Source organism: Maribacter luteus, assembly GCF_009674825.1.
GTDB lineage: Bacteria > Bacteroidota > Bacteroidia > Flavobacteriales > Flavobacteriaceae > Maribacter_A > Maribacter_A luteus.
In genome coordinates, this window is the sequence record NZ_WKJH01000024.1 from 109,303 (window position 1) to 122,964 (window position 13,662).

At 41.9% G+C, this 13,662-nt stretch carries 8 protein-coding genes; all 8 read right to left on the reverse strand.

Annotated features, from left to right (window positions below):
• Positions 1-77: 77 nt before the first annotated feature.
• Positions 78-1,379 carry an alpha-L-fucosidase gene (locus GJ691_RS14375; RefSeq protein ID WP_218944457.1) on the reverse strand — a complete coding sequence of 434 codons (1,302 nt, stop codon included), beginning with the start codon at positions 1,377-1,379 and terminating at the stop codon, positions 78-80.
• 18 nt (positions 1,380-1,397) lie between these two features.
• Positions 1,398-3,698 (reverse strand): GH92 family glycosyl hydrolase, encoded by a 2,301-nt coding sequence (locus GJ691_RS14380; RefSeq protein WP_154368096.1) that lies wholly within the window; start codon positions 3,696-3,698, stop codon positions 1,398-1,400.
• A 76-nt stretch (positions 3,699-3,774) separates the two neighbouring features.
• Positions 3,775-5,262, reverse strand: a complete 1,488-nt coding sequence (locus tag GJ691_RS14385) for a sulfatase family protein (protein ID WP_154368098.1) — start codon at positions 5,260-5,262, stop codon at positions 3,775-3,777.
• Between the two features lie 10 nt (positions 5,263-5,272).
• Positions 5,273-7,126, reverse strand: a complete 1,854-nt coding sequence (locus GJ691_RS14390) for a beta-N-acetylhexosaminidase (RefSeq protein WP_154368100.1) — start codon at positions 7,124-7,126, stop codon at positions 5,273-5,275.
• Positions 7,127-7,128: 2 nt separating this feature from the next.
• Complete coding sequence (locus GJ691_RS14395; protein ID WP_154368102.1) at positions 7,129-7,917, reverse strand: SGNH/GDSL hydrolase family protein; 789 nt, start codon at positions 7,915-7,917, stop codon at positions 7,129-7,131.
• An 18-nt stretch (positions 7,918-7,935) separates the two neighbouring features.
• Positions 7,936-9,420 (reverse strand): sulfatase family protein, encoded by a 1,485-nt coding sequence (locus GJ691_RS14400; RefSeq protein WP_154368104.1) that lies wholly within the window; start codon positions 9,418-9,420, stop codon positions 7,936-7,938.
• Positions 9,421-9,521: 101 nt separating this feature from the next.
• Complete coding sequence (locus GJ691_RS14405; protein WP_154368106.1) at positions 9,522-10,955, reverse strand: glycoside hydrolase family 30 protein; 1,434 nt, start codon at positions 10,953-10,955, stop codon at positions 9,522-9,524.
• Between the two features lie 6 nt (positions 10,956-10,961).
• Positions 10,962-13,640: a glycoside hydrolase family 3 protein gene (locus tag GJ691_RS14410; protein ID WP_246200193.1), complete on the reverse strand. Its 2,679-nt coding sequence runs from the start codon at positions 13,638-13,640 to the stop codon at positions 10,962-10,964.
• Between the last annotated feature and the right edge of the window lie 22 nt (positions 13,641-13,662).

Below are 13,662 nucleotides of genomic sequence, written 5' to 3' on the forward strand. Positions count from 1 at the left end.
CTTTTCCACGGAAGCATCAAAAGCCTCCTTTATGGCTTGAGGTATATTTTCCTTGTAAACGCTTGCCTAACAGCTTATTATCTGGTTTCTATTTTATAAATGGTATCTATACGGTCGGCATCCAATGCACCAGTATATAGAAAAAGTCCTTCTGTTACCTGCTTGAACCTGATTTTGATCCCCCCATCGAAACTGGTCACCGATTTAACCTTCTCCTTGAGCTCGGGAATAAAAACATAGGGTTCGGTAGGGGCATCCAGCACGTGTACATACAAGGTCTTGTCCTTTTTGGTAATGGTACCCCATTCCTGTGAGTTGATGACCCCTCCTCTGGTGCCATAGATACTTTCACCATAAGTACCGGTCCATTCCCCGATTTCACTTAAGGTATCAACAAATTCCGGTTGTATTTTACCGTTTGGCATGGGACCTACGTTCAACAGTAAGTTGCCGTTTTTACCCGCCGCATTGACCAGAAAGTGGATCAATTTTTTCGTACTCTTGAACTTTTTGTCATAAATGCTATACCCCCATTTCCCGGCCATGGTAGCACAAGATTCCAAGGGCAATCGGCTAACCTGTACCCCATCACTGTAACCGCCGTGGTTTTCCCCTGGAAGATCACGTTCAAAGGTCTGTACATCTTCCCCGGCAATGGGTTGTATATGGTGGTTGTTGGCGATAAGGGTATTCGGACTCAGCTCGTGGATCAAACTATAGATTTCGTTATACTTCCAATCTGCTTGCTTTTGGTCCCAATGTCCATCAAACCAAATCATTCCTATTTCTCCATAATTTGTAAGTAACTCCGTTAGTTGCTTTTTCATAAAGCTAACATACTTTTCCCAAGCTTCTTTATCTCCTTTTTTACCTACTTTGTAATCTTCCCTTTTCCAATCGAGTAGCGAATAATAGAAATTCAGCTTGATACCTTCCTTTTTACAGGCCTCTGCCAATGCTTTTAACGGGTCTTTTCCGTAAGGCGTAGCATCTACAATGTTAAAATCGCTCGCATCGGTATCGAACATACTAAAGCTATCATGGTGTCTAGTGGTAATCGTAATATATTTCATCCCGGCGGCCTTGGCCAACTTTACCCATTCTTCGGGATCATAATCCTGCGGATTGAAAAAATCAGCCAAACGCTCATAGTTATCCGCTTGGATCTTTTTTATGAACATAACCCATTCACCATCTGCCAAAACGCTGTACACGCCCCAGTGGATGAACATCCCGAACTTCATGTCCTGAAATTCCTTTCGGGCCTGTAAATTACCTTCGGTGGGGGTATATTCCGGCATTGGGAAATCATAGTGTTTTTGGGCATTACTGGTAAATGTAAGTAAACCTAATAGGCAAATAATGGCTATCTTATTCATATTGATTTGTTTTTTTTCTTAATTAATAACTGGGCTTGGACCCATTTCAAATTCCAAAACACCACCTTTGGTGATTTCTTCGTGAGAAATCCAAAAGCGATCCAATGGTTTTCCATTCAATTTGATTGTTTGTATATAAATATTTTCCTTTGAATTGTTATGGGCGATAATCCTGAATGTTTTTCCTGAATAATAGTTGCTGTCCAATTTAATTTCGACATCATTGAAAACCGGACTCGTGATTTGGTATTTATTATCCCCCGGATTTATGGGATGAATACCAATGGAAGCCAACACATACCACGCAGACATTTGACCTACATCCTCATTACCGCATAATCCGTAAGCATCGATACCGTAAGCCTTATCACAAATTTTACGGGTATATTTTTGGGTCAAGTGCGGTACACCGGCTTCATTGAACATAAACGGTACATGATGCACAGGTTCATTGGCATGATTGTAATAATTATTCCAAAGAAAGTCTTCGGGGGTGTTTTCAAAAAAAGTGATCAATTCATTTTTAAAAGCTTCTTCACCACCCATCAAGGTCTTTAACCCATCGATATCGTGGGGTACAAACCAACCTTGTTGAAACGGATTGCTTTCAATACACCCTTGGCCATGAACGGTTTTCCCTTTCCATTCCAACCAAGTTCCGGTGCTATCCTTAGCCCTAAACCAGTTGACTTCATCGTTCCAAATATTCTTATAATTTTTACTTTTTTCGAAATAAGTTTCGGCAATCCCATTTTTGCCCAACGCTTGTGCAAAGGTTGCCAACGCCCAATCGGAATAGGCATATTCCAAGGTTTTGGAAATGTGCTTGTGTGAATACCCTAGCTCACCATTTCCTGTGTTGTTAACCGTGTTCAATGAGTACTCAAAGGCTTTTTCCACATCGTAGTTACGAATTCCTTTTTGGTAAGCATCGTTAATTACCGAAACTGCCGGATTCCCTAACATTACGCCCGAATAGGAATTCAGCATTTCCCAGCGCGGTAAATATTCGCGACCACTTAACGCTGCCATTTGTAATAGGGAATTGATTTCATCATCGACCAATGTAGGATTGATAATGGTTTGCAACGGAAATTGTGAACGAAACACGTCCCAACCACTGAAAATAGTACGGTAAGTAAAATTATCGGTTTGGTGTACTTGTTTATCGGCCCCTATATAGTTTCCGTTAACGTCTGAAAAAGCCCGAGGATCGATTAAGGTATGATAAAGTGCGGTGTAAAAAATGGTTTTTTCCCTATCGGATGCACCGGATACCGCTATGTTTGAAATGGCCGTACTCCATAAGTCACGTGCTTCTTGCCTGGTTTTATCGAAATCCCAATGATCGATATCGTGCTCGAGATTTTCCTTGGCACCTGCGATACTCACGAAAGAAATGCCGCTTTTCACCAACACCTGTTCTCCTTCTTTTGTGCTGAAATCGGTATAAAACCCTAAATGCTTGCCTTGCATTTCATTTCTACCTTTAAAAATTTCTGCATTTTTAACTGCATCCTGATAATTATCCCTTCTAATAAAACGCATCTTTCTAGGCACGTCAGGAATATCGGCACTCCAAATTCCGTAGTCTTTTAACGGCTTGCTAAATTGGCAATGGAAATACACCACGTAATCGGCGTTACCGGCCCCAGCGCCCCAGCCACCACCTTCCGGAGGACATTTCATCCAGCCTTCAATCGTGTTTTCATCAACTACCCTGATGTATTGTTCCGTTGATGTACCTCCAACGCGACGTGATAAATCGATTTGAATTCGTGAACTGTCATTTTCCGGATAAGTGAATCTGATTATTCCTGCCCTTGGTGCCGCCGTCAATTCTGCCTTTACTCTATAATCGGTTAAAGTCACTGCGTAATAGCCTGCTTGGGTTACTTCGGTATCATGTGAAAACCGAGATCGGTAACCATCTTCCGGGTTTTCAGGAACACCTCTATTCGTATGTAATTTGCCGGTTGTGGGCGTCACTAAAAAGTTGCCCAAATCGCCAAACCAACCTACACCGCTCATATGTGTAAAACTGAAACCTTCGAGTGTTGGATGCTCGTACGAATAGCCCGAACCATTATCACCACCCGTAAAAGTATCCGGACTTAATTGTACCAAGCCAAAAGGGGTTGCGGCACCCGGAAATGTTTTTCCAAAACCATGGGCATCTTTGGATTTTTTCCCATAGGTAATGGCCCCAATAATAGGGTCTATATAATCTACCGGTTGCTTTTCCCCTTCTACGACTATTGCCGCCACTGTATCATCTTTATCCGTTTTTGAGGATGAGCAGGATACAGCAACTATCATACTTAGTATAAAGCAGAAATAAAGCAGCGATTTTCTTTTTTGGATTCCCATATATGCGTTGTGTTCTTTTAGGAACTTAATGTGCTCCCGATTTTTCGGCAACTCCCGACTTATAAATATCGACAGGAACGTCATTCTGTTGTAACTCCCCAGAGGTAGTTCTTCCGTTTTCAACAATTCGTTCTAATTCTTCCGTTAGCCTTTTAACTATTTTAGGATGCTTTTTATATACATTGGTGGTTTCCTCCCAATCCTTTTTCATGTTATACAGCTGTATCTGGGGCAAACCTTCCATTATGGCTTTTTTATCTGTTGGGGCACTCCATCCTCCGGAACCTGGAGTCAATTCCAATTTCCATTTTTTATTTCTAATGGAGAATTTCCCATTAATGGAATGGTGCACCACCAATTTATAATCCGTTTTGGCCTTATTGTTTTTCAATAGCGGAAGAATACTATACGAATCTACGCCATCATCGGCATCCAATTCCACACCGGTGATCCCTGCACAGGTTGCCATTAAACTCGTCTGACAGATAAGTTGGCTATTGGTTGTATTGGGTTTGATCTTCCCGGGCCATTTGACCATAAACGGGATCCGATGGGCACCTTCCCAAATATCGGATTTGTATCCCCTAAAATCCGCACTGGGGTAATGACCGAATTCTTTTTCCAATTTCCCTGCTTTGGCAACAGGGGCCGAACAGCCATTATCACTGGTAAAGAAAACCAGTGTGTTTTTTTCCAACCCGTTTTCTTTTAGTGACTTTAATACTTTGCCTACCACGAAATCTGTTTCCATTACAAAATCCGCATAACTTCCCATGCCACTTTTTCCTTGCCATTCCTCTGAAGGTACAACGGGGCTATGAGGGGAATTCAGAGCCAAATACAAGAAAAACGGTTCTTTTTTCTTTGTACTTTCCTTGATATAATCTTTGGCATGTTCACCCAAAAACTGGAGCATTTTTATTGGGGCCATATGATCTATAACCTTGTCATCTTTTATAACCGTATTCATTGAGGCGGAGTGATGAAAACCTATATAACCATCAAAACCCCTACTCACCGGCCCATTGGGCACATTAGCTCCGATTGGCGCATTAACCAACTTTTTACCACTATACATGTCATAAGGTTTACCATCATTATCCAAAAAACTAAATCCCAAATGCCATTTACCCATGGCCATGGTAGTATAGCCCGCTTTTTTTAATAAACCGGGCACTGTTGTCAATTCTTTGTCTATCAAAGGTTCAAACTCATTACCGCCTCGTAATACGCCATTTTGTAGTTTTGATCTCCAAGAATATCTACCCGTTAATAAGGAATATCTAGATGGGGTACAAACCGCAGAAGCAGAATGCGCATCTGTAAAAGTCATACCCTCTTTGGCAAAAGCATCAATTGCCGGTGTTAGAATTTTTCCCTTTTCAGGGTTTAAGGCCTGTACATCCCCATACCCTAAATCATCACAAATGATATATACGATATTTGGTTTTTCTTGTGCCTTTAACAGTTGCACGCTTAATAACAACATTAAAATCAACCTACATGTATTCATAACTACAATTTTATTTCAATCTTAATTCTAAAATTTTTCCTTTTTGTTCCCCTTTGTCATTGAACAAGGCGGCTTTAAGTAGGCTTTTGGGTTCTGCCCTAAACGCCTTGGTATATACCGCACTATTAATATCAGGTTCCGAGCCATCCAAAGTGTATCTTATCCTATACCCCACGCTCTCCGTTTGCAGGTATACAATTGCTTCTCCATGCAATTGGTCTATAGCATAGGAAGGATATACACTGTACAAACTTTTAGAAACGTTAATACCTTTACGCTCCAATTTGTCAAAATGGTAATCTTCCAAAGCGGTTTGAAAACGTTCCCAATTCTTGGTTTCGGGCAAACTCCATGAAACCTCAGCACTGGCTATTGCCCTAGGGTATAGCATATACTCGCAATGTTCTTGGGTAGGTGTAAACTCCCCCCATAAACTAGCTTGGTTACCCAGTACCAATTCTTTTTGGGCTTCAGTAAGTTCGGCTGCTACCGGCTCATGACCATAAACCTTTGAAAGCGGTAAAACCACCTTTGGCCCTTCCGGTTCTGTAATGGTAGGTCCCTGCACCTGACTTATATATGAATATTTATAGGATGTCATTATCGTGGGATAGCCTTCTTGGGGGGCGGTTATTTGCGGGTTATACTTCCCCCTTCTCCAAGCCATGATCGTAGCTCCCGGGGCTCCATTTCCACTTAAAATCTCATCCCAACCGATCATGGTCTTCTTTTGCTTTTTTACCAATTTGTGAATACGCTGGATAAAATAACTTTGTAATTCTTCCTCATCCTCCAATCCGTTATCCGATTTTGCTTTTTGGCAATACGGACACTTTTTCCAGTTCTTTTTATTGCACTCATCACCTCCGATATGCAAATATTCGGAAGGGAACAATGCAGCGACTTCCTTAATGACGTCGTTTAGGAATCCATAGGAATAATCTTTACCTGGACAAACCGTATTATCAGGGGCTTTACCGCCAACGGCCACTTCAAAATCTACTTCTGGATCATCATAGCAAAACAGTTCAGGATACGATGCCACAAGCGCTTTACTATGGCCGGGAACATCTATTTCAGGAATGACTTCCACATTCCTTACCTTGGCATAGGCGATAACTTCCTTGATTTCCTCTTGGGTATAAAACCCTCCAACGGTTTTGGGCTCTTCCGCTGTGGCTTTTTCCCTTTCCCACCATGCAACGCCACTTCTATCCGCTCTCCAAGCTCCTTTTTCCGTTAGCTTGGGATACTTTTTGATTTCGAGACGCCACCCTTGGTCATCTGTTAAATGCCAGTGGAATTTGTTCACCTTATACGAAGAAAGAACGTCTATTTGTTTTAGGATAAATTCCTTGGGTTGAAAATGTCTGGAAACATCCAACATGATTCCGCGCCATTGAAACCTGGGGTTGTCCTTAACCTCCATAGCGGGTATACGGACTTCCCCGGTATTTTCCAATGGGAACGTTTGCCGTAAGGTCTGAAAGCCATTGAATAGTCCGGCATAGTCTTTTGCCATGACCACAATCGATTCAGGTGTTATTTCAAGTAGATAGCCTTCTTCTTTTAACGAAGCCCTTTTTTCCAGTTTAAATAGAATGTGTTTTTCCCCTTTATCGGGCCCATTATAGGAATACACAAGGTTGAGACCTAGATCGGAATGTATCTTTTCAGCGACATAAGGTATGAGTTGTCCCCTGAATTTTTTGGGAACAAATACCTTAGTGGTTTGGTCGAGAACAAACACACCATCGGAAAACTGAACGGATTCGGGCTGTGGTATGAAATTCGGGGAATTCTTTTGTGCTTCACCGGTTATGGAAATAAGAAATAATGATATAATGAGTACTATTCTGTTCATGATTACAAGTTTTCAGCAATAATTTTCGCAACTTCTTTCCCCTGTTCTTTTTTGCCTAAATCGTTATAATGTACGTTACGGGGTTTAATAAACCAGTCCTTGGCATTGGGTTTGGTAAAGCTGTACAAATCGTTGATGGCAATTGATGGATAATCTGCCAAAACCTCCAAAGCCGCTTTGTTGTACTTTACACTATCGCCTGCAACCCTGCCATTGGCACCTTCATCAGGAACTGCGGTGGTCGTAGCAAAAATCAATTTTGCTTTTGGATATTCCTTCATCAGATATTCACAAATCCCATGTAGGTTTTCCTTATACTTTTCAATGGTGTTTACCTGCTTTCCGTTTTCTAAATCGAGCTTACCGTTTTTTACATATTTTAAATCGTGCAACCCGACATTAAAATGAATAACATCCCAATCGAAATCCCAACCACCTTTCAAGTAAGGCTGAAACATGGTCGTTTTCATTTTTTCCATAAAAGGGATGAACTTATTACTTGATTGTCCGTTTTTATGAAACCTAAACACATTGGCTTTTCCTTCCAATTCGGTTCTTACTGTTGGGGTATAGCCTATTGAAATGGAATCGCCATAAATAAACACATTGGGAAGTTTCTTATCCGGATTTACATATGCAAAGGCTTCACCCTTGTTCGCAAGTTTGCCCCATGCTTCCCTACATACCCCTTCATCGTACTTCCTTCTAAAAAAACCTGTCGATGCGCAGGAAGAAACCCCAATATAAATGGAGGTGGCCCCTACATACTTTAAAAATTTCCTTCTTTCCAATTTAATTCCGTTATGTGTTTATTCCTTACTACTTAATTTTAAAAATGCCTCTTCGGTCGCCAGAGGCAACATATTCGTTTTTCTAGCTCCTTTCGGCCCACCGCAACAATTCAATTTTTCAATAGGAACATTGTATAGGCTATCCACTGTTTTCGTATAAACAGGCTGTGTATCCCGATCAGGAAGACCATTCAATATACCTTCGAATTTTTCGAGTACCTGGGCCGATGCCCCTTCTCCAATCAGATTATGGGTTTCATAAGGGTCTGACTGTAAATCGAACATCCTTACTATGCGTTTTAAAGTATCGGTATACACCTTATATCGCCTATCGCGAAGCACACGATCCCTAAATCGGAACCAATTTTCCATTCGATCGTCCTCACCTATTTTTGCCGATAGTCCGCCCATAGCCAATATCCAATCCCGCTTACCGATTACACGCTCCCCTTCCAAGACATCCGCAAATGAGTAGCCACTCGTTTCGGCCTTATTCCCGACATTCGCCAAATCAAGTAATGTCGGGTATATGTCGGTAAAGTCAATAAGGGCATCGGTCGTGAAATGCATCTTATCTGGGGTCAAGACCAAAAAGGGCGCATTGATTCCATTTTCGGTTAAAAACGATTTCCCTCCCCTAACATATACCTCATCCCTTTTTCCTATGATGCCATTGGAGGTACCATTATCGGTGGTGAATATGAGGTATGTATTATCCAGCATACCATTATCTTCCAATGACTTCACTATTTTCCCGATAATGAAATCGGTATAACGTACCATCGCCTGATGCTTTTGGTATTTGGTTTTTGCCTCAGGTTCGTGGGGTGTATGCACAAAAGGGGCATGTGTTAAAACCATTGGATAATAAACACAAAGGGGCTTATCCTTGTTCTTTGACATAAAGTCGATGATAAAATCCGAAAAAATATCAGGCCCAAATTCACCTTCATAGGTCTTGCTGCCATTTTTCGTGAAGATATAAGGGTCCCAATACCGATTTTCACTGGGTTTATTACCCGACTCGTACCCCGTCCACATACAATATTCCTGAAAACCCGCATTTTCCATGGCTTTGGGTTCGATCCTAAAATCATTGATCTGCCACTTTCCCGCTATACAGGTGGCATATCCGTCATTTTTCAAGGCTTTGGCAAAACTTGGATTTTTATCGGCATCAAAATTCACCCCATGCCCCCAACGGGGTACATCATAATGGTTTATCCACCCATTGGCAAACGGATATTGTCCTGTAATCAAGGCCACCCGACTGGGTGTACACTGTGGCATGGAGTAGGCATTGTCGAATGTAATTCCCGTTTCTGCCAACTTATTGATGTTAGGGGTTTCGATTTCCGTTGCCCCATACGATTCTATCCATTCTTTCCCCAGATCATCGACCATGATAAATACAAAATTGGGCCTTTGAGGTACCTCCATCTGCTTACACCCTATCATTAGGGGAAGGAGCATTACCACCAACAACTTATATATCTTATTCATGATCGAACTATAATCTTTACCCTTTTGATTTACACCCCATAAAATGAGTGCACCCCAAATACATTCATAACCCTTTAATTTCCATTTAAAGCTTTAGCGTATTAAATCGAAACCACCAAGGTGTTGAACGATTTACCCTCAATGGCTGCCTTTACGACTTCCTCCCCTATGGTAACATTGAGTTCTTGTCTTTCATCCGTATCGTTATACGTCAAAACGACTACGGTTTTATCGGCTTCATTGTAAAAAGCAATGGTATTTGCGACATCCCCGGCAGCCAATAACTTTACGGAGCCTGGAGCCACATAAGCGCTCAAATGTTTCATTAAGTAGAATTCAGGATTGTACACGATGGCCTTGGTCTTACTGTCGATAGAGATCATTGAATTTTGTTTCCAACCCCATTGGCTTTTGCCTGTTTCATCCAATACCATATTCCAATACATGTACGAATTCGCGCCGTTTTCAAAATAATGCTTCATTAAACCGAAGGTATGTTCAGCCGCCTTCCAATCGTTGGACCCATCACCGCATTCGGTTTCGGTCTGCATCAATCGCATTTCGGGATAAGTGGCATGAACCGCTTTTATCGCCCCTTTACCGGCCCACTGAAAACCGATTCCATCTACATACTCTTTTGCATTCTTATACTCAATAACATCGGTTACCCTTTCCAATTGTGGACGCTCGACGGTACCCAACCAAATCTCCGTATCCAAGTTCTCAGATTTGAATTTAGGCCCTAGATAATCAGCAATGAATATTCCTAAATCTTGAGGTTTCCAGACACAAGACGGGAAATTTTGAGCTGAATTGGGTTCATTCTGTACGTGTACCGCACTAATATCGATACCTGCTTCTTCGTAAGCTTTTACAAATTTTGCAAAGTATAATGCATACGCTTCAAAATATTCCGGTTCTGTAATAAAACGGGACACCAACTCTTCGGTTGAGCTCCATTCTTCCGGTAGATCGTTAAACTCGGGGTTCGACTTGCAGGCATAATGCTTACTGTGCTTCATCCAAGAAGGTGGACACCATGGGGAGGCCCAAACTTCTACTTCAGGATTTATTTTTTGCGCTTCCTTGATGTATGGGATCAAACGTTCCTTATCCCTATCGATAGAGAAATTTTCCATGGCGAAATCCCCATCGGTTTCGTTATGGCTATACCAGTTAACCGCATAGTCATTGGCCCCTATCGGCATTCTACAAATGTTGAATTTGCATCCTGAATCAGTGTCAAAGAAATCATTTAGGATCTGTTGTTTTTCTTCCGGGGTTACCATATTTAAAGCTTCCCATCCCAATTCATTGAAACAACCTCCGAAACCATCTATAGTCTGTTGCTTTTTACTTAAATCTAAATTGATCGTAATTTTAGCCAACTCCCCTTCACTTGTTCCGGTATAGACTTTGGTCTCCCAAAGGTCATCGTTTGTAGAACTTACCCAATCTACCTTTATTTCAGGCTCTTGTTTACATGAATAACTGGCCAATAGAACAAAAATAACTGCGATTTTAAATACTTTCATAACTTATTATTTTACGTTTAATATACCTCTTAGGCGAATATCCTTTGATGATGCCCCGATCATAATCCTAAAGTTCCCGGATTCCACTACCCAGTTCAAATCTTTATCCAGCATGGATAATTTTTCCGAATCCAGCTCAAATGTGACTTGCTTTTTCTCCCCCGTTTTCAATGAAATACGTTGAAACCCTTTCAATTCCTTTATCGGTCTTGACACTGAAGCCAATTCATCCCTGATATACAGTTGAACCACTTCATCCCCATCAAATTGACCGGTATTCTCCACTGTACAGGAAACTTGGACGGTATCATTCTTGGCGATATTGTTTTTACTAAACTCAAGGTCGCTATATTCAAAGGACGAATAGCTCAACCCATAACCGAAAGGAAACAAAGGTTGCCCCGTAAGATTATGGTAGTTATCACCCCTTCCCGTGGGTTTATTGTTATAATACAGCGGACATTGGGCCGCATCAACAGGAAAGGTAATGGGTAAACGCCCGGCAGGACTTTCATCCCCGAACAACACATCGGCCAAGCCGTTACCCCCATTTTCACCCGGATACCAAGCCATCAGTATTCCATCGACATTGGACTTCCAATCGGCCATGGTAATGGCACTACCCCCAACGAGAACAACTACTGTAGGTTTACCTGTTTTAGCAACGGCGTTAATTAACTTTTCTTGATTTTCCGGTAAATCCAATAGGGCCCTGTCCCTAAATTCGCCCTCATGTATACCGGCAACCACTACAGCCACTTCACTTTTTTTTGCTGCTGAAACTGCATCTGAAATTTGTTTGTCCAAATCATCCACTACGCCATGATCCCATATCATCTTGAACTTGGCATTCCCTGCGGATTCAAAATACTCCAATTTTATATCATATTCCTTACCTGCTTGGAACCTGAACGGTTTTACCACGGTGTTATAGGATTGTTTCTGCCAATTGTCAATAATCAATTCCCCGTCCAAGTAAAATCGATACCCGTCATTTCCTTCAATACCGATATGGACCAAACCTGATTTGGGCGCCTTTAATTTCCCTGTCCATCGTGCAGAAAACCAATCGTAGGGTAAATCCTCATGCGGGGAAAAGAGGGTCCATCCAAATTGGATCTTTTTATCGATTCGCTCCACTTTTGGCGTACCGCTAAGTTTGATATTATCAAAATACGATGCACTCAGGCCGGTCTTTTCTTCTCCATCCTCAACGGTAGAAAGGAATTCTGAGGCAACCACTTTATAGGATTCTTCTTTAAAGGTAACTCCTTCTGCACAGGAAACATTGGCCTCCCCAATTTTATTGACAACCCCATCATATATGGATACTTTGTCGTTACCGGGACCGCTATACCCCCCTAAACGGGCAGCCTTGGCATCATACCCGATAAGGGCCACTTTGGCCGCCTTTTTCAACGGCAACACTTGATCTTGATTCTTTAACAATACCATGGATTTTGCCGCTGCTGTCCGAGCCAACTCCCTATGGTCTTTGTGACCGTTCCAAAGTGCAGCTTCCTCAACATCTACATATGGATCCTCGAACAATCCCAATTCGAATTTTGCTTTTAGGATACGACTTACCGCTTCGTCTATGGCGGCTAAGTCAACCATCCCTTTTTCATAGGCTTCCCAGAAAAGTGGATAGTGATTGTAATTGGTTTGAAACATGACATCCAATCCCGCTTCAACGGCGTCTTCGGTGGATTCTGCGTAGTTTGCCGCAGTAAAATGCAACACATTGGCCCCTCCCGTTGCTCCCGCATCAGAAATCACAAACCCGTCAAAGCCCCATTCTTCTTTCAACTTTTTTCGAAGCAACCATTCGTTTGAGGTAGACGGACTACCATCAACAGAATTATAGGCCGTCATTACAGACCTTGCCCCGGTTTTTTGAAATACGGTTTTAAATGCCGGAAAATAGATTTCCTCCAACAGGCGTTCGTTAAAACTAATAGGGTAACTGTCCCTACCTCCTGCGCCCACATTGGCCACAAAATGTTTTGGCGTGGTAATGACATCCTCACGTTCAAAGGCCCCTATAAAAGCAGATGCCATTTGTGTGGTTAAAAAGGGATCCTCCCCATAGGTCTCTTCAACACGTCCCCAACGTACATCCCTGGCGATATTCAGAACAGGTGAAAGTATTTGTCTAATACCCCTGGTTTTGGTTTCTTTTGTTATCGCTTTGGCCACATTCCCCACTAAAGTGGTATCCCAGGTGGCGGCCAAAGCTATAGCCTGTGGATAAGCAGTGGCTCCATCCCGGGCCAAACCATGCAAAGCTTCATTAAACGGGATGATAGGAATGCCCAAACGCGACTCCTCTATAAAGTAACGCTGTATCTCATTGATTTCCTCCGCCATTTGTTTGGCACTTCCCGTTGAACCGTAATCCATAATCTGTTCAGCAGCATTGTCATTCTTTCCTTTGGATGAAATCTGAAACCCGAAAATACCATGTTTCAATTTATCTTTTCCAATGCTTAAATCCCCAGGGATCATGAACATTTGCCAGAACTTTTCTTCCAACGTCATTCGACCCAATAAATCTTCAACACGTTCATCGACTGATAGGTTGGGATTCTTGTAAGCCGGATTTTCATCGTCCCGATTTTGTGAACATGACCAAATACAAATTCCAAAAAGGGCAATCAGTGTTATATTAAGTAAGTATTTCAACTTGTTCTCTTTTAAATTAATA